This window comes from Heyndrickxia coagulans DSM 1 = ATCC 7050 (assembly GCF_000290615.1).
Classification (GTDB): domain Bacteria; phylum Bacillota; class Bacilli; order Bacillales; family Bacillaceae_C; genus Weizmannia; species Weizmannia coagulans.
This window is the reverse complement of record NZ_ALAS01000057.1, coordinates 85,123-107,654: the sequence shown is the minus strand read 5'-3', so window position 1 is coordinate 107,654 and position 22,532 is coordinate 85,123. Positions and strand designations below refer to the sequence as shown.

Sequence of the window (22,532 nt, the reverse complement as noted above, 5' to 3'; positions counted from 1 at the left end):
TTTTTTGAAATTTTTACACAACACTATTTTATATTTTGATAATCGGAATTTGGCTTGTATCTGACCAAATTTGATTCGTTCAGCAAGCCCGAAGTAATATTGGAAATATAATTAAATCTCATTTTGCAGTAATCCTTATTGCATGCATTGGCCTTGGCTATATTATCCAATTTTTATTAAAAACTGTAATATCTTTTGATAGTGAAGACATGCTTATGATTTTTTTAGCCTTTTTAATATATTTTATGACGATGTTTGTTCTTCCTGAGCAATTAGTCATTTTGTACTGTAAGTTCCGTTTTAAAAGCTTCAATTTTGATCCACACGGTAATTTATATCCGGCTTCAAGTTGTAAAGGAGATAATAAGAAAAATGATAATAAAAAAGCGACTGCTCGTGTCTAATGTTTGATAATTTATTGATTCTAAAAAACAACACGTTGAGCGTTGGTTTAATGTCTATAATCCGCTATTTATATAGTTTTTAAGAGATAGGTAAAATATTTTTCATACTGGAAGCAGATATTCAGACCCTTAAGAACACCGGGGGAGCCATCAAGAAACTCGATGAACAAATTAATAATGATCGAAAATTGCAAGCGTAAAAGAGGCAAACCATGGGCAACAAAGTCGACATGGCGGAAGTCCATTCTTTTTCGGATGAATTAAAATCAGCGACAAGTTCGTTAAAAAGCCAGCTGGATGCCATTAAGAAAAGCGCAGATCAAATTGCAGAAATGGATTCCTTTACTGGATTACAGCAGATGCTGCGAAAGATTATCTCAAAGATTTTCATATGAAAACAACGGAAAACTTTATTTGAAAGCTTGAGTGTACAATTCTCCAGTCATATTTTATCGGTCCAGTCAGAAGTAGATTCAAGCAACGCAGTGCTTTTAGACAGCGACTATCTAGAACTTCCTGAATAAACAAAAATTACAAATTTGACAAGGATTTCTGCCACTTTTGTCGAATAAAAAGTGTAGGGGTTTTATAGGAAACACGTAAAATCTTTGCTTTTGAAGCCGTTACGATGTACAAAAAGACCGGACGATCGTTCACTTTGGCAAAAATGAAATAGAAAGAATCGCTGATCCGTCTTGTTGGATTGGGCATGGGTATCTTGGCGCTGGCGTGGCAAAACCAGGATTCTGGACACCGGAATCCAATTGGGAGACATGGGGAGGAGATGGGTTTATTGCGGTCGTGGTTAATGAAGCCCTGCGTTGTTTTTAGCATGATCAAAATGAATGGAAAGGAAGCTGTCGTATGAGAAAAGTTGTTGCCTATGAGACGAGGGCGGATGAATTCCCCTTATTTCAGAAATTCGCGAGAAAATTTGATTTGGACATCAAGTATGTGGATGATGTGTTAACCCCTGAAACGGCAGTGGAAGCAAAAGGGGCTGAAGCGGTGACGATCCTTGGGAATTATCCGGTTGGCGCCGAAACTTTTATGGCTTTAAGAGATGCCGGTGTAAAATATATTGGCTTGAGGACTGCAGGATATAATCATATCGATCAGGAAGCCGCCAAAGCATATGACATCCGTTTTTCGAATGTGGCGTATTCGCCCTATTGTGTCGCCGATTTTGCAACGATGCTGATTTTGATGTGTGTGCGGAAAGCAAAACAGATCTTAAGCCGTGTGGAGGCCCAAGATTTTTCTGTGGAAGGGATTCAGGGCAGGGAAATGCATAACTTAACGATCGGGATTATTGGCACCGGCAGAATCGGCAGTATTGTTGCGAAAAATTTGTCCGGTTTTGGCTGCAACATCATTGCACACGACACCGTTGAAAGAGATGAATTGCGCGGCATTTTGAAATATGTATCTTTGGATGAACTGCTGAAGGAAAGCGATGTGATAACCATCCACACACCCTTATTTGATCGTACATACCATATGATTAACCAGGATCGTATTGCAAAAATGAAGGACGGTGTATGCATCATCAATTGTTCCCATGGTGCTGAAGTGGATACGGATGCGCTCATCGCAGGGATTGAGGCGGGGAAAGCCGGCGCTGCCGGGATTGATGTGCTGGAGGATGAGGAAGGAATTTTTCATTATGACCGCCGCACGGATATTTTGGCCCACCGCCAGCTGGCCGTTCTGATATCTTTTCCCAATGTGATCGTCACGCCGCACACTGCGTTTTACCCCAACCAGGCGGTTAGCGATATGGCGGAGATGGCGCTTACATCGCTTGTATCCTTTATGGAGACGGGGAAGAGCAGGTGGGAGATAAAAGTATGAAGAACATAAGCAGATTTTTTATAATTGTGAGACAAAAATAGAAGTATTTAAGCACATATTGAATGACCATTTTACAGCATTGTTGTTGGCCTGATCCGTTGAAATAATGGGGGTAAGCTGATTTTTTGCGTTAATTTTTCGATTATGGTAAACTAATTAATAAATCGTTCAAAAAAGCTGTTGAGCGCTGTCCGGTTACTCATCCGTGATGTGTCCCGTCTTTAACGGCATTATAACCCGCTTTCACTATTTAAGGTATAAAGAAGATAGGTGGGGAAACCAGTTGCCTGTAAAAATCTTTAGAGGCGCCTTAAGCCTCCGTTTCCCGTCCGCCACAGTCCATCTTAAGCCCTTTTTCATTTTGCTTACTGCACACTTGCCCGCTATCTTCGAGTTGTTTATCAATTTCTTGCACTTCATATGCCTGCCATCTATTCGGTGGTTTTTCTGGAAATATTAGCAGAAATGCCGAAGTATCGACGAGTGGTTTTTGAATTTCAATGATGATTCCCATTGCATTCGTCTGCGGGTTTTTGAAAAAGAAAACCAAAACAAATGCCGGAAGATGAAAAAATCTTTTATCAATGCAAGTATCAAAAAAACGAATCTTTATAGAAGGGAAGACAGATGCCGAAAACTATCATAATAAGGAGTAGATTTGAAAAATGGTATTTAACAAGAAAAAAATTAACATCGTTAATATTCGACAAACGAAAAAAAGTGTGTTTGCTACGGGAGTAGGAAACGCGATGGAATGGTTTGATTTTGGCTTGTATTCTTATCTAGCGGTCATTATCAGCCGGAACTTTTTTAGTGCTGTGGAGAATGACGAGCTGAAATTAATATTTACATTTGCCACATTTGCGATTGCCTTTTTAATGCGCCCTTTAGGCGGGATTATATTCGGCAGAATCGGAGATAAATATGGAAGAAAAGTCGTTTTAACCATCACGATTATTTTGATGGCCTTTTCCACACTCCTAATCGGTTTATTACCTACGTATGATCAAATTGGAATATGGGCCCCGGTGTTCTTATTAGTAGCCAGAATTGTTCAGGGCTTTTCAACTGGCGGCGAATATGCCGGCGCCATGGTCTATATTGCAGAATCTTCCCCGGACAATAAGCGTAATGTGCTTGGAAGCGGATTGGAAATCGGTACGCTTGCCGGCTATATATTAGCTTCACTCCTTGCCAGTACGCTCTTCATCACGCTAACTGACCAGCAGATGGTCACATGGGGCTGGCGAATTCCATTTTTGCTTGGCTTGCCTTTAGGGCTGGTTGGGTTTTACTTGAGAGCCCATTTAGAGGAAACACCCATTTTTGAAAATAAACTTTCCGAGGAAGGTATCCAGGAGGAAAGCTTCCTTTCGATTTTAAAAAACCATAAAAAGGACATTCTGGTATGTTTCGTATCTGTCGCATTCTTTAATGTTACAAACTATATGTTATTATCCTACTTGCCATCGTATTTAGATGAGGTTATTGGTTTATCCGGTACAGCAGGGACGGTATTGATTACGCTGATTATGGTGATTATGGTCCCGCTCGCTTTATTGTTTGGGAAGCTCAGCGACAAAATTGGAAACAAGACGGTTTTAATCATGGGCTTGGGCGGGTTAACATTATTATCTGTCCCTGCATTTTACTTCATCAATATGAAGTCAATTATATTCATCTTTTTCGGCATTCTCATTTTGGGTATCCTGCTTTCAACTTATGAAGGTACGATGCCTGGTACTTTGCCAACAATGTTCTACACGGATATTCGGTACAGAACACTGGCTGTGACGTTTAATGTTTCTGTATCATTATTTGGCGGCACTACCCCGCTCATCTCAACATGGCTGGTCCACCAAACCGGCAATGCCTTGGCGCCTGCTTTTTATCTGACAATCTTCAGCCTTGTCGGCTTTTTCGTCATCATGTTCCTGTTCACCAGTACTTCTGGAAAATCTCTAAAGGGTTCGTACCCAACAGTGGCGACGAAAACGGAGTATAAAGAAGCTGTAGAAAATCCAAGACATTCATTATGGTGGCTGATGGAAAAACAAGAGGAAAATAAGCACCTGTACAATTAAACGGCTGTAGGGAATTTGCATTACTTTATTTGCCGGAGATGGCAGGGCATGCCGGCTTTTTCCGGGTCTCGGCTCAGCCTTTAAACAGAAAAAGCGCCAAATCTTTTGGCGCTTTTTCTGTTGGCCAAGGCCCTTAATATTTGGCTGGAAGCGTTAAAAAACTGCAGAAAAGATTTTCTGCAGTTTTTTTTACAATCAGGATGACATTGCCATGCCGCCGTTAATATGGATGCACTGCCCATTGTACCGTCCGGAAGGAATATAATTTTGTAAAACCATGGATCAACTGGCCGGTTATATGATCCCTTTCTCTTTTTGAAAACCCATTTTGCCTGTCTGGTGCGGCATGGACTGGGAACCCCGGCCGATTTTGAAAGCCATCCATTTTAAGTGCCGGGGGAAATCTGCAAACGCGGTTAATTTTAAACACGTGCCTGTATGTCCGCAAAAAAACATCTCCTGTTGGCATTTCCGGAGATGTTTTTTGCCGTTCATTATCTGTGCGGGTGCTTCATTCCTATTCTGTGACCGCCAACTTCACCGTGCCAATTCCTTCAAATTTTCCGCTGTATGTTCCGGCTTCCAGCGGCTTCGGCAGGACAAATGTGCCGGATGAGACAAACATGCCCGGTTCAAGCGCTGCCTGGTGTTCGCCCAGTTTTTTCAGCAGCCATTTTACGGCATGAAGCGGATGCCCCATGACAGCTGAAGATTTGCCTTCATCGAGCACTTTACCGTTAAGGAGCAATTGGCCATGGATATCATCAATATCGCGATATGTATAATCTTTGGCTTCCCCAAAAGCCACTTTTCCGCCGACAGCCCCGTCTGCGCAAACTTGTTCTTTTGGCATTTTAGGGAACCAGTCCTTGAATCGGGAATCAGGAATTTCCAATCCCGGCGCAACTTGTGTCTTTTGGATGATGTCTGCTTCAGACGCGTCTGCCGTAAGCCGCTCCTTTACAAGAAAAACCAATTCCAATTCGATCAATGGATGAAGCGTATCTTTGCTCAGGGATATATGGTTTGCCACTTGTTGATCTGTCAACTCGCCGTACAATGGTTCGCGTGCATCGAATAATGCCTGTGTTTCAGGGCTTGTCATGCTGATCTTATAACCTTTTAACGTTTCATGGTTTTCTTTTTTTGCTGCAGTAAAAGCATGCTGCATCCGGTAAGCCTCATCTAAATCGATGCCTGACGGAAAAATATCCTTGTTCAGCGCTTTTCCATTTTTGTAAGCATCATACAAAGTATTTAAAAAAGCTTCCTTTAACATCGCCAAACCACCTTCACCAAAATTTTTATATTTATATAATTTATCTATCATTTTAACACTTTTTGGGAGCGATAGACAAAATTTTTTTGGAATGGGCATTTTTCGGAATAAAAGAGAAATAAAGAGGGAGAGGGGGGACCTAAGCATAGTGGGGAAGGAAACGTTAAAAATTCCGGTTTAACCAGGGCCGGGCATTTCAAAAGTGCGGCCCTGGTTGTTAGTGTGCAAGCAGCTGCCGGTAGGACAGGGGGTCTTTTACTAAATCTTCCAGTGTATATTTGTCGAGCACGCGGAGATAAGCGTTGAGGGCTTCGTTTAAAACATGCTTTAATCCGCAAACAGGGGAGATGATACAGGCAGAGGCTCCATCTTCCATACATTCCACTAGTTTAAAATCATCTTCTGTTATGCGGATCAGTTTTCCAACATTAATTTCGCGGGGATGTTTGTTCAGGCATATGCCGCCTCCCCTTCCGCGTACTGTTTTCACCAGCCCGAGCTGGCTTAACTCGTATGTGATTTTCATTAAATGATTTTTCGAGATATTGTAGGCATCCGCGATTTCTTTGATGCTGGCTAATTTTCCTTCTTCCAATGAAGCGAGATAGATTAATTCGCGCAAAGCATAATCAGAGTAATGGGTTAAACGCATTGATATCACCTGCCAACCCCATTATACCTGTTCCCGCCGAAAATGGCGTTCATTTTTTTCCTTTCCGGAAAATGTGACAACATTATTAAAGATATATTTAAAATATTGCTTTAAAAACGAAGAAGTACTATCTTAAAGATATATTTTAAATACTACTATTTGGAGAGTGAAAATCATGTTATCGCAGAAAACCATTGAGATCGTAAAATCAACTGTGCCCGTATTAAAAACACAGGGGACGGACATTACTACATACTTCTATAAAACGATGTTTGCCGCACACCCCGAGCTGCTGAATATTTTTAATCAAACGAATCAGTCACAGGGAAGGCAGCAAACAGCACTTGCCAATGCTGTATTAGCGGCTGCTTCTTATATTGACCATTTGGAAACGATCTTGCCGGTTGTGGAACAAATTGCACACAAACACCGCGGCCTGGGCATTCAACCGGAGCATTATCCGATTGTCGGGGAATTTCTGCTGAAAGCCATTAAAGAAGTATTAGGAGATGCGGCCACGGAAGAGGTTTTGCAGGCTTGGGCTGAAGCATACGGATCCATTGCCGACGTTTTCATCGAAGTCGAGAAAAAAATGTACCGGGAAGCGGAAACCAAAAGAGGAGGATGGGAAGGCTTTAAACCGTTCACAGTTGTAAAAAAAGTAAAAGAAAGCAATGCCATTACGTCCTTTTATTTAAAACCGGCGGACGGGGGCCCGGTGCCGTCCTATCTTCCGGGGCAGTATCTTACGCTGAGAGTAAAAATTCCGGGTGAGACATACTTGTTTAACCGCCAGTACAGCCTTTCATGCGGGCCGGGACATGAGTACTTCCGGATTTCGGTGAAACGGGAAGCGGATCATGAACCAAATGGAAAGGTGTCAACGTATTTACATGATCATGTCAAAGTGGGGGATGAGCTTGAGATCAGCGCACCGGCCGGCGTCTTCACACTTACCGATGAACCAGCACCGGTTGCCCTGATCAGCGGCGGGGTCGGCCTGACGCCGCTGATGAGCATGCTGGAAGCTTTAGCGGATGCCGGCTCTAAACGCGAAATCCATTTTATTCATGCTGCCCGCAATGAAGATTTCCATGCTTTTAAAGCGGAAGCAAAACACCATATTGAAAAGCTTGAAAACGGGCATTATTATTTCGGGTACGGGCATCCCCTTTATGAAAACAGCGGCTGCGATTTCACAGGCCATCTTTCCAAAGCATTTTTGGGAAAGGTGGTAACTGCGCAAACGGTTTGTTATATTTGCGGTCCGGTCCCATTTTTGAAAAATACGGTGCAAATTTTAACTGAGCTTGGCGTGGCCAAAGAAAATATCCGCTATGAATTTTTTGGGCCGGCAATCGAACTGGCTCCGGCTGCAGCCGTTTAAACGAGCGGGGGGAAGAGTGAAAGGCTCATTTTTTCATGCCGGGACATCGTTTTCGGCCAGAACCAGCAACTTTTTGGACGGGACAGCGGATTTTCAAGAGAGGATAAATCCTCGCGTTTTTAAAGCGGGAAAAAGGGGCTGTCCCATTTTGGCTCGTGCGCTGATGATCGATGAAATTCATGAAACGCTTGCGGGAATAGTGGCTGAATTTCACCATCATAAACACCAAACTGGATCATCCTTTCAAAATGAAGGGGCTCCCATCAATCGTTTAACGGTTTTTGGGAGCCCCTTTTTCAAAAAATCAGCAGCAAGCTTGCGACAATTGGAACGGCAATCATCGAAGACTTGAGCAGCGGGACGGGGGCGCGGTTTGTAAATTTGGCGCCGATGTATGCGCCGGACATTGTGCCGATGACGACTTCCACGAGCAGCCCGAGATCCAGTGTCCCTTGCTGGAAGCTGGCGAGTCCGCCGCCTATTGCAATCGGGATAATGACCATCATGGTTGTGCCGGCAGCCTGGCGGACAGATAAGCCGAGAAGGATCATTAAGCCAAGCTGGATAAATGGCGTCGAGCCGATCCCGAACATCCCTGAGAGCGCCCCGGTTACGATGCCGAGCAAAAGCGAGCGGGCCACAAAACGGGGCCCGGACGGAATGCTTTTTGCCTGGATGGATTGCTTTTGCAGCAAAAACATTCTGAGCCAGAGCAGAAAGGCTGAGAACATGAGCATGCCGGCGGTGAGCCATTTTAGTTCGCCGCTTGCAATATGCGCGGAGACATGGGATCCGGCCCAGGCTCCGGCAGCGCCTATGATGCCGGTTGTAATGCCTGCTTTAATGGAGACATTGCCTTCTCGGTAATGGCTTACCGCCCCGGAAAATGAAGAAAAGATCATGGCTGTTAAAGCAGTCGCAAGCGCGGTATGGATCGAAACGCCGAATAAAATTGTCAGCAGGGAAATGATAAAGCCCGCACCGCCTGCGCCGATAAATCCTAAAATAAGTCCGGTTAAAAACATTGTAATCAAAATGGAAACATGCATGGAAAAGCCTTCTTTCGCGTTGTACTGCTTCCATTTTATCCGGAACTGCAGGCCTTGTCACGCTGCCGGTTTTTAAGAGGGCGCGATCCAGCGTTTGCGTCCGCGGGATGTGCGGTGAGCCATAAAATATGATCACTCTTTTGCCTGTAAAGCCGCCATCATGCAATGGGTGCCGGGGCTTGATGTATTGAATCAGGACAATGAAAAAGCCGGCATTTTAAGGGCCGGATCAAAAAGCGGCGCCCATTTTGCAGCATGAAAAAAACGGCTCCATTCTTGAAGAACAGGGCCGTTTTGGGGGTTTATTGCGTAACCGGTACAGCGAGCAGCGCGCTCAGCATCCAGATGGTTTTTTCAACGTTTTCCACGAGCGTTGTCGCCATGTCAGCCGTGCCATAATCCTGATTGTCTTCGGCAAGTGCGATCAATTTTTTCAGTTCGACGGCGATCTGTTTGTAGTCTTTTACAAGAGATTCCACCATTTGTTCAGCGGTTAAGCCGGATTTTGCTTCTTCAATGGTTGCAAGTTCAAGGAATTCTTTGAAAGAAGCAGCCGGTTTTCCGCCGATCGCAAGGATGCGTTCTGCAAAATCATCGACCACCGTAGCAGCTTCGTTGTACAGTTCTTCAAATTTTACGTGCAGCGTGAAAAACAGCGGGCCTTTTACATACCAGTGGTAGTGGTGCAGTTTTGTATACAGGACGCTCCAGTTTGCAACTTGCACGTTTAACGCTGTTTCAATATACATTTTCATTCCTCCCCGGTTTTGGTCTTGCTATACTTTTAGTATAATATATATCATTTAAAAGTCAATATTAAACAATAATAATTATAAACAAGTTGCGAATGGTGGTAACTTTCCCGGCTTTATCTGGTTTAATAACGATAGCACCAGGCGGCATTCCCCCCGGCCGTCCCGGTTTTCTCCGGTTTTAAAAACGCAAAGGCAAGGACAAGGAGATTCGCTTCTTGCCACTGCCGTCTGTTTTCAAAATTTCGCGCGGCCTGTTGCCCGGTTTTTGCGCTTAAGCTCACGGTACGATCCGGAATCTTTTTTTTCGGCCCGGTTTTAGTTTCTGTCGGTTTTAAAGATAATCCCGTTTTGCTTCCGCGATTTTTCGATAACCGAAAGGACTTCATAACTGGACTGGCGCAAGGTTTCATACGTTTTCCTGTCATTTTGCGCGATGATATCGGCGAAATCATTGATTTCATACATCATATTTTGCGCTTCCTGCTCCCGCGAGAAGAGGACCGGCTCCTTTGTCCGCACATCGGCAAATTTCATCTTTTCCAATTCTGAGATGCCTTCAATGATAATGCTGCCTTTTTCGCCGTGGATTTCGCTCGGAATATAAGAATGGGAAATTTTCGAGCAGATCACGGTAATATTGAACCCTTCGTATTCGAGGACAAGGGTGCCTGCCCCATCAATGCCGTTCCGCAAAAGGACTGGGAAGTACCGGCTGTCTTTCGGTGTGCCAAATAACCAGACTGCAAGCGAAAGCGGGTAGACGCCAAGATCCATTAATGCCCCGCCGGAGAAGTTCCGCGAGAACACGTTCGGCTCTTCGCCGGCAAGAAATTTGTCGTAGCGGGAAGAGTATTGCACATATTGGAAAATTCCGCTTCTGATCTGGCCAAGATCTTTTAATTTTTCTTTTAAAAGGGCGGTATTCGGATAATGGATATTCCGGATGGCCTCAAATAAAAATACACCATTTAGATCGGCAACACGAAAAGCTTCCTTAAATTCTTCCGTATTTGAAAAAATCGGTTTTTCGCAAATAACATGTTTTTTGTTTTTCAGAAAAACAAGCACGTTTTCAAAATGGAGCGCATTTGGCGACGCGATATAAACAGCATCAATGTTCCCGTCTTTTGCCATTTCTTCAAGATCCGTAAACACATTCGGTGCGCCATGTTTTTCCGCCATTTGTTCAGCGCTTTCTTTTCTGCGCGAGTAAACGGCTTCAAGGGTTAATTTTCCGGATAATTTTGCTGCTTCAATAAAAGCAGAGGTAATCCAGCTTGTTCCAACAGTTGCAAAACGCATAGCATCGCTTCCTTTTCTCATTTTATCTTGATACGTTCATTGTATCACATGTCGAAACGGTTGATAAACAGTGAGGATTCGACATAAAATTTTATAAATAAATGGATATTTTTGTTGAAAAAGATATATAGTTGAAATATATATACATAATCACAGGAATGCCCGGTCTTCTTCAGACATATATTGAGCATGAAAGTTCATTTCAAAAAAGCTTGAAAAACGGATTGATAGAAAGATAGGCAGGTGCAAAAATATGGGTGTCGGAAAAATACATTATGAATTTATGGATCTCCCGCTCCGCTTTCATCTTTTTTCTGCTGTTGTCGGAATGGACGGTATTTTAAAAAGCATTTCCTCTGATATGCAGACTGTAACGGGTTTTGATGCCGGCGATTGGGTGGGAAGGCCTTTTTCTGCTTTGATGCACCACGATGACTGCAACAAATGGGCAGGCATTCTAAATGGAGAGGAAGAAGAAATGGGCCTTTTCATGTACAGGATGAAATCGAAAAACGGTGATTACAAATGGGTGGAGTCCACTTATGCGGTCTTTAAAGATCTAAAATATGGCGAAAAGCCCCATATCCATTTGCTGACGAAAGACATGACGGTTGTCAAGGAATTATACGATTATCTTGTATCATCTGAACAGTTGTCCATGGTCGGGCAGCTTGCCGCGGGCATTGCGCATGAAATCCGGAATCCGCTCACCGCGATTAAAGGATTTTTGCAGCTGATGCAGGCCGGCGTAATTGATACAGGACATTATCTTGATATTATGCAAAATGAAATTGAACGGATTGAAATGATTTCAAGCGAGCTGCTTTTTCTCGGCAGGCCGAAAGCATCGGATATGAAAGTTTGCTGCCTGCAAACATTGCTTGATGAAGTGCTTGTTTTAATGGAGACGCAATCGTACGGAAAAAACATCCAAATTGAAACGGTTTTTCCGTCGCAGCCTATTTTTATTTGCTGTGATGATTCGAAAATGAAGCAGGTATTTGTGAATTTAATCAAAAATGGCCTGGAGGCAATGGAAGAGGGGGGAACGCTGACCGTTGAACTTTCAGTGGCCGGGGAACGTGCAGCCGTTGCGATCCGGGATGAGGGAATCGGGATCCCGCCGGAAAAATTGGAAAAAATCGGACAGCCTTTTTATACGACAAAAGAGCGCGGCAACGGGCTTGGTTTAATGGTTTGTTACCAGATTGTAAGAGAGCATAACGGGGACATTTCCATAGAGAGCAAACCCGGGGAAGGCACTGTTTTCACCGTGGTTCTGCCCTGGGCGGGGCCGGACGGGGAACAGGAGGCATCTGGCAGTTTTTGATGCGCGCCTCAAAGCATCCGGCAATCTGTGAAGCCAAGAAGAACCCGGCCTTTCCGGCAGATTTCTTTCATTGAGAATAAGGAAAAACTGTTGTATGCTTATGTACAGTCTCCAATGGCCGGATGATTTGTGCACTGTTTATTAGGAAGGTGAGGGCCGATGTAAAAAAAAAAAACGATGCAAAAACAAGCCTACTCTACATGATTGAAAGGAACTGACATATGGCAGGATTTAAAGATGAAGTGTTATCAAGAAGGACTTTTGCGATTATTTCCCACCCGGACGCCGGGAAAACAACATTGACGGAGAAGCTGCTTCTGTTTGGCGGGGCCATCCGCGCCGCCGGGACGGTCAAAGGCAAAAAAACCGGGAAATTTGCGACTTCCGACTGGATGGAAATCGAGAAGCAGCGGGGCATTTCCGTTACTTCTTCCGTTATGCAGTTTGAATATGCGGGAAAAAGGATCAATATTTTGGATACGCCCGGCCACCAGGATTTCAGTGAAGACACATACCGGACACTGATGGCCGTCGACAGCGCCGTCATGATCATTGATGCTGCTAAAGGGATTGAGGCACAGACGATTAAACTGTTTAAAGTGTGCCGGATGCGGGGGATTCCGATTTTTACGTTTATCAATAAACTGGACCGCCAAGGGAGGCCGCCGCTTGAGCTGCTGGCTGAACTGGAGGAAATCCTCGGCATTGAATCGTATCCGATGAACTGGCCGATTGGCATGGGAAAAGAATTTCTCGGCATTTATGACCGTTATCACCGCCGCATCGAGCAGTTCCGCGTGGAAGAAGGAGACCGGTTTCTGGCGTTGAATGAAGCGGGCGAAGTGGAAGGGGATGCCCCGATCAAGGAAAACGCGCTGTATGGCCAGGCGCTGGAAGAAATCATGCTGCTCGATGAAGCGGGCAATGAATTTTCGGAGAGCCGGATCGCAAATGGTATGCTGACGCCGGTCTTTTTCGGCAGTGCCCTGACAAATTTCGGCGTGCAGACATTTCTGGAAACGTATCTTCAATTTGCGCCGCCCCCGCAAGGAAGAAAGACGGACGAAGGGGTGGTGGATCCGTTAAGCGAACAATTTTCGGGTTTTGTGTTCAAAATCCAGGCGAATATGAATCCAGCCCACCGCGACCGGATTGCGTTTATCCGCATATGTTCGGGAAAATTTGAACGCGGCATGTCCGTCACGCTTGCGAGGACCGGAAAACAAATGAAACTGTCCCAGTCAACTCAGTTTCTTGCGGATGACAGGAGCACTGTTGAAGAAGCAGTCAGCGGCGATATTCTCGGCCTGTATGATACCGGCACATACCAGATTGGCGACACGATCTACTCCGGGAAGCAGCCGGTCCAATTTGAAAAGCTGCCGCAATTTACACCGGAACTGTTTGTAAAAGTGTCGGCGAAAAACGTCATGAAACAAAAAAGTTTCCATAAAGGGATCAACCAGCTCGTTCAGGAAGGCGCGATCCAGCTTTACCGCACATGGCATACGGAAGACTATATTTTAGGGGCGGTCGGGCAGCTGCAGTTTGAAGTGTTTGAACACCGCATGAAAAATGAGTATAACTCCGATGTCGTGATAGAATCGATCGGTTCCAAAATTCCGCGCTGGATTGAGGGGGATACGGTGGACGAATCCCTGTCCAGTTCGCGCAGCCTGCTTGTAAAAGACCGTTTCGGGAAACCGTTGTTTTTGTTTGAAAATGATTTTGCATTGCGCTGGTTCACGGACAAGCATCCCGGCATTAAACTGTATAATCCGATGGAATAAAAAAACACTGTGCGGCTTTGCCGTACAGTGTTTTTTGCTTTTATCCGGGGCATGATAAGAACACATGAAAACGGGAGAATATGGCGACTTGCCAACTTCAGTTTTAAAGGGGCATGCGCATGAAAAAATTAGCACCGCTTGAGGCGATTGTTTGGAACATTGCCTTGCCGGGTTTTGCCCAGCTTTTGGCGGGCCGTTATGTGAAGGGCATCGCGTTTATTTTTATGGAGTTTCTGATTAATGTGAACAGCCGTTTTAACGAAGCGATCATGCTCAGTTTTCTCGGAAAAACAATGGAAGCCGGAAACATCATCGATTACGGATGGCTGATGTTTTATCCTTGTCTATACTTTTTTGCCATGTGGGATGCGTATAAAATGGCCTGCGGCAATCTTAAGCCGTATAGTTATCTGCCTTTTGTGTTTGCTGCTTACTTTGTGACGATCGGATTAATGCTCTCCCCTGCGGTTATCGTCCGGGAAAAAATGCCCGGGCCCGTGTTTTTCCCGATGTTTTGTGCCATCCCCGGACTTTTGGCCGGCGGGCTGCTCCGAAAAATTTTAACGCGAAAATCGCATGAAAACAGTTGACGGAAATGGATGTATCCCATATAATCAAAATAACAGAATACTTTTGACAATTGTCAAAGGGGAGTAGCGTTAAGTGTGCATGGCACACTTAAAACAAAGTCGTCATTACATGATCCGTTTCGGCGGTCATCGGCTTTGTTGGCACCGTCCGGATGTCCAGCAAGACCTTTGCCTGTACAGGTAAAGGTCTTGCTTTTTGTCTTTACAGGAAATTGTCAAAAGGGGCACTTTACTTATCACGCCGGACGCGCCTGGGCCGGAATGCCGCTTTTTGATCTGTAAGGGCAATGGTCCCGGGTGCCGGCAAAGGAGGACTTTGTGGAATGGATTTTACAATGCTGCTTGAATATGCATGGGTGTTATGTGTGCTGGTCGGGCTGGAAGGGATTTTAGCCGCGGATAATGCAGTCGTAATGGCGGTAATGGTCAAGCACCTGCCGCACGCCCGGCAGAAAAAAGCGCTCTTTTACGGGCTTCTGGGCGCATTTGTATTCCGGCTCACCGCCCTGTTTCTCATTTCGTTTCTTGCAAACATATGGCAGATTCAGGCTGCCGGGGCCACTTATTTGTTTTTTATTATGATCCACCATTTTGTAAAAAAGCGCCAGGAAAACGGCCCGAAACTTGCAGAAGCCGCATCGAAGCCGGTTTCTTTCTGGATGACGGTTTTTAAAGTGGAACTCGCCGACATTGCGTTTGCGATTGATTCCATGCTTGCAGCTGTGGCCATGGCTGTGACGCTGCGCCCGGCCGGTTCGTTTCAAATCGGGGGCATTAACGGCGGGCAGTTCATCGTGATGTTTTTAGGCGGGGTGATTGGGCTCGTGCTGATCCGTTTTGCTGCCAACCGGTTTGTCCGCCTGCTGGAAAAATATCCGGGCCTTGAAGATGCCGCTTTTCTGATTGTCGGCTGGGTCGGGGTAAAATTGCTCGTTTTTACGCTTTCGCATCCGGGCGTCGGGCTGATTGATGAACATTTCCCGGAGTCCGCTTTGTGGAAACTGATCTTCTGGGCAGTTATGCTTGCGATCGCAGCGGGCGGCTATTTTTTCTCCGTCCGCAAAAAAAATAGCAACAAGGAGGCGCATTCCGGCGGGAAATCGGGTAAAAAGCAGCAACAGATGTAAAGAAACCGGCAAAGCAGGCGAGTCCCGCTTTGCCGGTTTTTCTTTTATTCCGGGTTTTGCCCGGAAAGGTGGGATTGGGCCTCCCGCACGAGTCGTTTTGTCATTTCTCCGCCTACCGATCCGTTTGCCCGTGATACGGTATCCGATCCGAGCTGCACGCCAAATTCCTGGGCAATTTCATACTTTACTTGGTCCATGTATGCCTCAATGCCCGGTACCAACAATTTATTGCTGTTTCTCGCCATCATCATTCTCCTTTTTTTAAATTGGCTCCTCTTTCTGCCGCCCGTATTGCGGCATCAGCCTTTATGAATAGTATCATCCTCCGGAAAATAATTATGTTTGGAAACAGTTGTATTTGCATGCACCCGGAGCCGGTTTTGACAGATATTGCGGCCATAAAGCGTTGATGCGCGGGCATGCTAATGAAGCAGGCAACCTGAAATAATGGAGGGGACGGCATGGCCAAACGAAAAGCTGAATTTGATGCAGCCGCAAAACATAACAAAACCCCGAAAGAAAATCTGGCCGAAACAGAATTCTCCGCAGAATTTGCCCGCGGGGAAGAAGCGGTGAAAGGGGCAAACCGCAATTCAAAAAAAGGCAGGAAAGGGCGTTCATGAACCGCAGAAAACAAAATGTCCGGGAAGAAGCGGGGCTGGAATTCGGGGACATCAATGCCGGGAAGATATATGAAATCATGGCTCAAAGAGGAGCCGGAAAAAAAAAGAAAAAATGCAAAAAAAATAAAGAATGAGGATGGCGGCCGCCATCCTTTTTTGCGGAAATGGCAGGGGGAATTCCCCCGTTTGATCACGAATTACCACCATATCATCCATCTTGCAATTTCATTTGACATATCTTCTCAAAAAGAATATGTTCTTAAATAGCAGCCGGAAACCTTTATGCAGCAGACCTTTTCTGGGCATTTGCTGAAAACTGAAATGATGATGAATCCAGGGGCATGCTTCTTATGAAGAAGGGGAGAACAAATTTGGGAACAGATCGGTTTATGAGCCAAAAGAAAAGGGGACTTGTGTTAAGAGATCATGAACAGCTTTACAGGACCCTTTTTTTGGAAGCAATGGATGCGATTGTATTTTGGGATCAAAACGGCCGGATCCTGTTGGCAAACGAAGCCGCTTTAAAAATTTTCGAGTGCACGATGGAGGAGTTTATCGGGAAAAAGCTGAGCGATTTTGTTTATGTCGAAAACGGCGGGAATTGCCGGGAGTTCAACAGGCTGAACCACATCCCGGCAGCCCGCGAAGAACTGCTCTTTAAAATGCCGAACGGGCAGCTGAAGCATCTCGAGTTTACATCCCGGTATATCAGCGCAGAAAATTACCATGTGACCATTTTCCGCAATGTCAGCAGCCGTTACAAGATGGAACAGACGCTGCGGGACAGCGAGGAACGGTTCCGGAAAGTGTTCGAAGGATCGATCGACGGGATGGTCTTATGGAACTGGGATTTGAAAATTGTCGATATTAACCCTGCAGCCGCGAACTATTTCGACTGCAGCCGGGAAGATGCGATCGGGAAGAAAATCCAAAATTTATTGCTTACCAATGACGAAAAAGTGCAAAAAGATTTTCTCCGCCATCTTTTTCAGTTGAAAGAGAACGGGACGGCAGATTATTTGTTTAATGTTTCAAAAGCCAATGAAACGAAATATTATGAGATCACGTCAAAAGGGAACCTGACATCGAATATGAATTTAACGGTCATCCGGGATATTACCGAAAGAAGGGCGATGCAGGAGCAGCTCCGCAAATCGGATACCCTGAATATTGTCGGGGAGCTCGCGGCCGGCATTGCCCACGAAATCCGCAATCCGATGACAGCTTTGAAAGGTTTTATCCAGCTGCTGCAAAACAGCATGAAAGAGGAAGAGCATTCATTATATTTTAACGTGATTACATCGGAACTGGCGCGGATTGAAACAATTATTACCGACTTTCTGGTGCTGGCAAAGCCGCAGGCAATCCAGTTCCAAAATCATGATATCCGGAAAATCATGCGCGATACGATTGGTTTGCTGAATGCGCAAGCGCTGATGCACAATATCCAGATTTCCTGCCGCTTTGACGATGGGCTTCCGGATGTTTATTGCGAAGGCAACCAGCTTAAGCAGGTCTTTATCAATATCATTAAAAATGCAATAGAAGTCATGCCGGACGGAGGAAAAATAGATATCAAGATTTGTTACGAAAAGGAAAGAGGGCTGGTCCATACAAGCATTCGCGATGAAGGGGAAGGCATCCCGGACGATAAAATTGAAAAGCTGGGCGAGCCGTTCTATACGACAAAAGAAAGAGGAACCGGACTTGGTTTGATGATCAGTTATAAAATCATAAAGGAGCATAAAGGCTTCATTCAAGTCCAAAGCAAAGTACGGGAAGGCACAACTTTTCATATCTTTCTTCCCGTGCAGCAGGAAGCAGGTGATGAAAATGGCTTTTATTTGGCTGGAAAGCCCAATCGGACCTTTAACAGTAAGGGCTGATGAAAAAGGCATTACGGCCGTTTCTTTCGGCAAAACAGATGAAGAGGGTATGCCGGAACCCCGCCACCCGCTGCTTTTGCGCGCAGCCAGTGAACTGGAAGCGTATTTTGCAAAGAAAAGAACCCGTTTTGATGTGCCGGTTTCTGTCTCCGGCACTCCCTTTCAAATGGTGGTTTGGGAAGCGCTCAAAAAAATTCCGTATGGAGAAACGTGCTCGTATAAAGACATCGCTGAGGCTGTCGGGAACCCGAAAGCCGTGCGGGCCGTCGGGCAGGCGAACCGGAAAAACCCTGTTCCGATCCTGATCCCCTGCCACCGCGTGATCGGAAAAGACAAGTCGTTAACAGGCTATGCCGGGAGCCGGATCGATCAAAAGGCATTCCTGCTCCATCTTGAAGGGACGATGATCTAAAAGGGGCAAAGTTTTGAAATCCCGCGCGGACCAAGGTTCAACTTTTATCTCTTTTGTTTTTCCATTGTAAAAATTTTTCCAAATCCGGGGTCACTTGCGTCAGGAGAAAAGCAAGCACGGCGGTGTCGTCAACAAGGCCTGCGCCGGCAAGAAAATCAGGGATGATGTCAATGGGAGATACGAAATAAATAAGGCCGATTACAATCATGAGAATCGTCCGGTACGGAACGGTGCGGTATTCGCCTTTTGCCCATGCCCTGACAAGCTGGAAAAGGACGCGGATTTTACTCCACATATTGGCAAGCGTGATTTTGTTGGAGAGTGCTTTTTTCTCCGCGCGGTTAACCAGATCGCCGGTTTTTTTCCGGTCGTTTAAATACTGTTTTGCTTTTGAACGAAATAACCATCCGGCTGCTTTGGCCAACAGAAAATTTTTTGCCATCTGCTTCACTTCTTTCATGTCTTTTTCTCTTTTATTTTTCCACTGCGTGACCAAAAAAAACATGGAGCGGTGAAAAACGGGTGGTTTTTTCGGGAGATGTGAAAATTTTTGGCGAAAATTTTGTCTAATATTGCGATTGTATTTACATTTCTGTCAAGACCTGCGATACTACTTTAGTAATGGTAAAATAAGCAGGGTGGGGGCAGGGATTTTGCGCCTTTCCGGCTTGCAGAGAACTTTTGCCACGATGCCATCATGCGGAAAACCGGCAGAATAGTCCGCCATTTTCCATGTGTAACACCTCACATTTTTTGAAGCATAATCGGGGGATAACAATCATTCAATAGAAAAAGAGAACTAAAGGAGAATTTGAAAGTGGACACGCACATGTTAGATGAGAACAAGTATCTTTACAGAATTCAGAAAAAACGTCAGGAAATGATAGAGCTTGGGAAAAAACTGGGCCTGACGCATGAGAAAACGGTCCGGTGCAGCCAGCAGCTGGATTCGCTCATGAATGAGTATGAAGCCTATCGAAAGCAGCACAACGCCCGGTCATCCGAAATGGTGATTATCCGGGAAATGTCATTCATATTGTATGAAAAAGTGCAGCGGCTCAATCTGGCTGAAGCGAGAAAAACGTATAAAGCCATGCAGCTTGTTTAACAAACAGGGGAACTGCTTCCAACCTTTGCATCTTGGTTTTTCTCCTTTGAGTGCGGATGAATCCCTGATCAATATTCCGGATGAATATGTTTCCCGCCCGCCTTTTTGTTTGGACTGGTTTTGGCCGGGTAATAAAACCCGGCTTTCTTCTGATTGATTTACAACAGCCGGGTTTGGACTGCTTTCGATCTTTTTACAAACATAAAAAACCCGGCAGATGGCCCGTGCTGTCCATCTGCCGGAATGCAAAAACCGGCATGGGCTATGTCCGCATGCCGGTTTTTGCTTTATTTTTCCGCGATGGCAATGTCACCTTCGCGGACTTCCGCTTTTAAGTTTTTGCTTTCCGGATGGTCGAGGATAAAGTCGGCAATCCGGTCTTCAATTTTTTCCTGGATAACGCGGCGGATCGGGCGGGCCCCAAATGCCGGGTCATAACCGAGTTCGGCGATTTTTTCTTTCGCTTCTGCTGTCACGTCAAGCGTAATCGCTTGTTCGTTCAGCGTTTCATTCAGTTCGCCGAGCATCAGGTCAACAATTTTAACCAAATGTTCTTTTTCAAGTGGTTTAAATTCGATAATGCTGTCGAAACGGTTCAGAAACTCCGGTTTGAAGAAGTCGCCGAGTGAATCGAGAATATTCGATTCTTTGATCGCTTCACTTTTAGCGAACCCGACTGTTTTATGCTTAAATTGGGTGCCGGCGTTGCTCGTCATAATGATGACGGTATCTTTGAAGCTGACCGTCCGCCCTTGGGCATCGGTTAAGCGCCCGTCATCGAGAATTTGCAGAAACATATTCAAAACATCCGGGTGCGCTTTTTCAATTTCGTCGAGCAAAATAATGCTGTACGGGTTGCGGCGCACTTTTTCCGTCAGTTGGCCGGCATCTTCATAACCGACATAGCCGGCAGGTGCCCCGATCAGTTTCGAGACGCTGTGTTTTTCCATATATTCGCTCATGTCAAGCCGGATCATCGCATCTTTCGTGCCGAACAGTTCTTCCGCGAGCCGTTTTGTCAGTTCCGTTTTTCCGACGCCGGTCGGGCCGACGAACAGGAACGAACCGATCGGGCGGCTTTTCGCTTTCAGGCCGGCACGCGAACGGCGGATTGCTTTCGCCACTTTCCGGACCGCTTCATCCTGGCCGATCACTTTTTTAGCGAGGTTTTCTTCCAGATGCTGCAGTTTTTTCGCTTCATCCGCTTCGAGTTTGCCGACCGGAATACCCGTTTTCTTTTCGACGATTTCCTGAATTTGCGTGACATCGACAACCGGTTTGGCTTCGGTTTGTCCGGAAGCAGCCAGCTCGTTCAGTTTTTGTTCTTCTTTTTTCAGTTCGGCTGCCTTTTCATAGTTTTCCGTTGCAAGCGCAGCTTGTTTTTCCTGCGCAATTTCAGCAAGCCGTTTTTGAATATCTTCTTTGCTCGGAACCGCAATCGTCAGGTTCAATTTCGAACCGGCTTCATCCATCAGGTCGATCGCCTTATCCGGCAGGAAGCGGTCTTGGATGTAGCGGTGCGACAACTTCGCACAAGCTTCAATCGCTTCATCGGTATAGGAAACGTGGTGGTAGTTTTCATACCGGTCTTTTAAGCCGCGCAAAATCATGACGGTTTCTTCGGGGCTTGGTTCATTGACCTGTACCGGTTGGAAACGCCGTTCAAGTGCGGCATCTTTTTCAATTTGCCGGTATTCTTTCAAAGTGGTCGCGCCGATAACCTGGATTTCGCCGCGGGCAAGCGCCGGTTTCAAAATATTGCCTGCGTCCATCGAACCTTCTGCAGAACCTGCGCCGACAAGCAGGTGAATTTCGTCAATAAACAGAAGCACGTTTTTCCGTTGTTCCAGTTCGGCAATCAATTTTTTCATCCGTTCTTCAAATTGGCCGCGGATTCCCGTGTTTGCGACAAGCGAAGCCACATCGAGTAAGTAAACTTCTTTATGCCGCAGTTTTGCCGGAACCTGTTTTTCGGCAATTTTTAAAGCGAGCCCTTCTGCAATGGCGGTTTTCCCGACGCCCGGTTCGCCGATTAACACCGGGTTGTTTTTATTGCGCCGGTTTAAGATTTCAATGACGCGGGCGATTTCTTCATCACGGCCGATGACAGGGTCAATTTGCCCGGCCCGTGCAGCAGCGGTCAGGTTGCGGCCAAACTGGTCAAGTAGTCCGCTGCCGCCGCCTTGTGTTTGCGTTTGTACGGTTTGTTTCACGCCGTTTGGCTGGAACCCGTTGGCATTCATTTGGTTAAAGAGGTCGTTGAATCCTCCGAATCCGAAATTTCCAAATCCGTTATTCATAAACATGCCTCCCCAGTTGTTTTCGAATTTTGCCCGTTCTTTTTGGTAGCAGGACTGGCACAGATTCAATGTTTTTTGGTTTCCGTTCACATTTATATGCATCCCGATCGTCGCTTCGTTTTGATGGCATTTGTCACATAACATCAAACATTCCTCCTTTGATCGGTTTGATTTTGACTATCTTTGACTAATGAGATTGAAAAACAATCAAAGCGCTTTGATTTGCTTTGACCTTAATTGGAAATCAGTATAGCTCAAAATTTCACAAGATGCAAATCTTTTGCATGCACCCCTTTGATGCATTTTGGCCATTACAGTAGAAAGGCAAAGTCATTTGTCTTGTGCTGAAAATAGGAAACGGCATCTGCGAGTCACCTTTTGACTATTTTTGACCTTTCTAATATCATGATACAACTGCGCGGCCCGAAAATCAAAAGATCTGCATTTGTCATTTGCGCTATCGGCCAATGGCACCATCTTATAATTGACTATCTTTGACCTTTGCCTATAGTATATGACAACTTTTTTTGTTTGTAAAGGGTTTTTTTGACTTTTTTTGACCAATTTTTTAGCGGCGGAAATGAACCGGCCGGGCTATTT

The 22,532-nt window shown here is 45.4% G+C and carries 22 protein-coding genes and 1 riboswitch; of the genes, 13 read left to right on the top strand and 9 right to left on the bottom strand.

Going from position 1 to position 22,532, the window contains the following annotated elements; all coding sequences use genetic code 11:
• Positions 1-616: 616 nt before the first annotated feature.
• On the top strand, positions 617-799 hold the full coding sequence (locus tag IC21_RS17175; RefSeq protein ID WP_029141685.1) for an LXG domain-containing protein: 183 nt from the start codon (positions 617-619) through the stop codon (positions 797-799).
• A 469-nt stretch (positions 800-1,268) separates the two neighbouring features.
• Positions 1,269-2,258, top strand: coding sequence for an NAD(P)-dependent oxidoreductase (locus IC21_RS02370; protein WP_029141686.1), 990 nt, complete (start codon positions 1,269-1,271; stop codon positions 2,256-2,258).
• A gap of 310 nt (positions 2,259-2,568) precedes the next feature.
• Here IC21_RS02370 and IC21_RS02365 read toward each other — a convergent pair whose 3' ends face one another.
• Positions 2,569-2,772, bottom strand: a complete 204-nt coding sequence (locus IC21_RS02365; RefSeq protein WP_029141687.1) for a hypothetical protein — start codon at positions 2,770-2,772, stop codon at positions 2,569-2,571.
• Between the two features lie 151 nt (positions 2,773-2,923).
• Here IC21_RS02365 and IC21_RS02360 point away from each other — a divergent pair, with 151 nt between their 5' ends.
• Positions 2,924-4,342, top strand: coding sequence for an MFS transporter (locus IC21_RS02360; protein ID WP_029141688.1), 1,419 nt, complete (start codon positions 2,924-2,926; stop codon positions 4,340-4,342).
• 517 nt (positions 4,343-4,859) lie between these two features.
• On the opposite strand, the gene IC21_RS02350 is transcribed toward IC21_RS02360, so the two are convergent.
• Complete coding sequence (locus tag IC21_RS02350; RefSeq protein ID WP_029141690.1) at positions 4,860-5,621, bottom strand: 2-keto-4-pentenoate hydratase; 762 nt, start codon at positions 5,619-5,621, stop codon at positions 4,860-4,862.
• A 217-nt stretch (positions 5,622-5,838) separates the two neighbouring features.
• The gene (locus IC21_RS02345; protein WP_019721881.1) at positions 5,839-6,273 is read right to left on the bottom strand and encodes an Rrf2 family transcriptional regulator; all 435 of its coding nucleotides are present in this window, start codon (positions 6,271-6,273) and stop codon (positions 5,839-5,841) included.
• Positions 6,274-6,448: 175 nt separating this feature from the next.
• Between IC21_RS02345 and hmpA the strand changes: the two genes are divergently transcribed.
• Entirely contained in the window at positions 6,449-7,660 is a 1,212-nt protein-coding gene (hmpA, locus tag IC21_RS02340; RefSeq protein WP_029141691.1) for an NO-inducible flavohemoprotein, read from the top strand.
• A 296-nt stretch (positions 7,661-7,956) separates the two neighbouring features.
• Here hmpA and IC21_RS02330 read toward each other — a convergent pair whose 3' ends face one another.
• The 3 genes from IC21_RS02330 to IC21_RS02320 all read right to left on the bottom strand — a co-directional run bounded on the left by IC21_RS02330 (position 7,957) and on the right by IC21_RS02320 (position 10,766).
• Positions 7,957-8,709 carry a sulfite exporter TauE/SafE family protein gene (locus IC21_RS02330; RefSeq protein ID WP_013858876.1) on the bottom strand — a complete coding sequence of 251 codons (753 nt, stop codon included), beginning with the start codon at positions 8,707-8,709 and terminating at the stop codon, positions 7,957-7,959.
• Positions 8,710-9,011: 302 nt separating this feature from the next.
• A complete protein-coding gene (locus tag IC21_RS02325) occupies positions 9,012-9,458 on the bottom strand; it encodes a Dps family protein (protein ID WP_013858877.1) in 447 nt (148 codons plus the stop codon).
• Between the two features lie 321 nt (positions 9,459-9,779).
• Positions 9,780-10,766, bottom strand: coding sequence for a Gfo/Idh/MocA family protein (locus IC21_RS02320; protein WP_029141694.1), 987 nt, complete (start codon positions 10,764-10,766; stop codon positions 9,780-9,782).
• Between the two features lie 253 nt (positions 10,767-11,019).
• Here IC21_RS02320 and IC21_RS02315 point away from each other — a divergent pair, with 253 nt between their 5' ends.
• From IC21_RS02315 to IC21_RS02300, 4 genes are all read left to right on the top strand, one after another.
• On the top strand, positions 11,020-12,096 hold the full coding sequence (locus IC21_RS02315) for an ATP-binding protein (RefSeq protein WP_029141695.1): 1,077 nt from the start codon (positions 11,020-11,022) through the stop codon (positions 12,094-12,096).
• A gap of 221 nt (positions 12,097-12,317) precedes the next feature.
• Entirely contained in the window at positions 12,318-13,886 is a 1,569-nt protein-coding gene (locus tag IC21_RS02310) for a peptide chain release factor 3 (protein WP_019721887.1), read from the top strand.
• 119 nt (positions 13,887-14,005) lie between these two features.
• Positions 14,006-14,476, top strand: a complete 471-nt coding sequence (locus IC21_RS02305) for a hypothetical protein (RefSeq protein WP_029141696.1) — start codon at positions 14,006-14,008, stop codon at positions 14,474-14,476.
• A gap of 46 nt (positions 14,477-14,522) precedes the next feature.
• Positions 14,523-14,692, top strand: a riboswitch (yybP-ykoY riboswitch).
• 107 nt (positions 14,693-14,799) lie between these two features.
• Positions 14,800-15,603, top strand: coding sequence for a TerC family protein (locus IC21_RS02300; protein ID WP_029141697.1), 804 nt, complete (start codon positions 14,800-14,802; stop codon positions 15,601-15,603).
• A gap of 44 nt (positions 15,604-15,647) precedes the next feature.
• Here IC21_RS02300 and IC21_RS02295 read toward each other — a convergent pair whose 3' ends face one another.
• Entirely contained in the window at positions 15,648-15,848 is a 201-nt protein-coding gene (locus IC21_RS02295; protein WP_029141698.1) for an alpha/beta-type small acid-soluble spore protein, read from the bottom strand.
• Positions 15,849-16,064: 216 nt separating this feature from the next.
• Between IC21_RS02295 and ykzP the strand changes: the two genes are divergently transcribed.
• The 4 genes from ykzP (at position 16,065) to IC21_RS02280 (ending at position 18,524) form a co-directional block, all read left to right on the top strand.
• A complete protein-coding gene (gene ykzP, locus IC21_RS16945) occupies positions 16,065-16,226 on the top strand; it encodes a protein YkzP (RefSeq protein ID WP_013858884.1) in 162 nt (53 codons plus the stop codon).
• The gene (gene ykzE, locus IC21_RS17760; RefSeq protein ID WP_257677540.1) at positions 16,223-16,360 is read left to right on the top strand and encodes a protein YkzE; all 138 of its coding nucleotides are present in this window, start codon (positions 16,223-16,225) and stop codon (positions 16,358-16,360) included. The genes ykzP and ykzE overlap by 4 nt, the downstream gene beginning before the upstream one ends.
• Positions 16,361-16,597: 237 nt before the next feature.
• Entirely contained in the window at positions 16,598-18,112 is a 1,515-nt protein-coding gene (locus IC21_RS02285; RefSeq protein WP_029141699.1) for a PAS domain-containing sensor histidine kinase, read from the top strand.
• Entirely contained in the window at positions 18,054-18,524 is a 471-nt protein-coding gene (locus tag IC21_RS02280) for a methylated-DNA--[protein]-cysteine S-methyltransferase (RefSeq protein ID WP_029141700.1), read from the top strand. Before IC21_RS02285 ends, IC21_RS02280 begins: the two co-directional genes overlap by 59 nt.
• 37 nt (positions 18,525-18,561) lie before the next feature.
• Here IC21_RS02280 and IC21_RS02275 read toward each other — a convergent pair whose 3' ends face one another.
• The gene (locus IC21_RS02275; protein ID WP_013858888.1) at positions 18,562-18,984 is read right to left on the bottom strand and encodes a YkvA family protein; all 423 of its coding nucleotides are present in this window, start codon (positions 18,982-18,984) and stop codon (positions 18,562-18,564) included.
• A gap of 357 nt (positions 18,985-19,341) precedes the next feature.
• On the opposite strand from IC21_RS02275, the gene IC21_RS02270 reads away from it, so the two are divergent.
• Complete coding sequence (locus IC21_RS02270; protein ID WP_029141701.1) at positions 19,342-19,632, top strand: aspartyl-phosphate phosphatase Spo0E family protein; 291 nt, start codon at positions 19,342-19,344, stop codon at positions 19,630-19,632.
• Between the two features lie 287 nt (positions 19,633-19,919).
• On the opposite strand, the gene IC21_RS02265 is transcribed toward IC21_RS02270, so the two are convergent.
• Positions 19,920-22,076: an ATP-dependent Clp protease ATP-binding subunit gene (locus IC21_RS02265; protein WP_029141703.1), complete on the bottom strand. Its 2,157-nt coding sequence runs from the start codon at positions 22,074-22,076 to the stop codon at positions 19,920-19,922.
• Positions 22,077-22,532 lie beyond the last annotated feature (456 nt).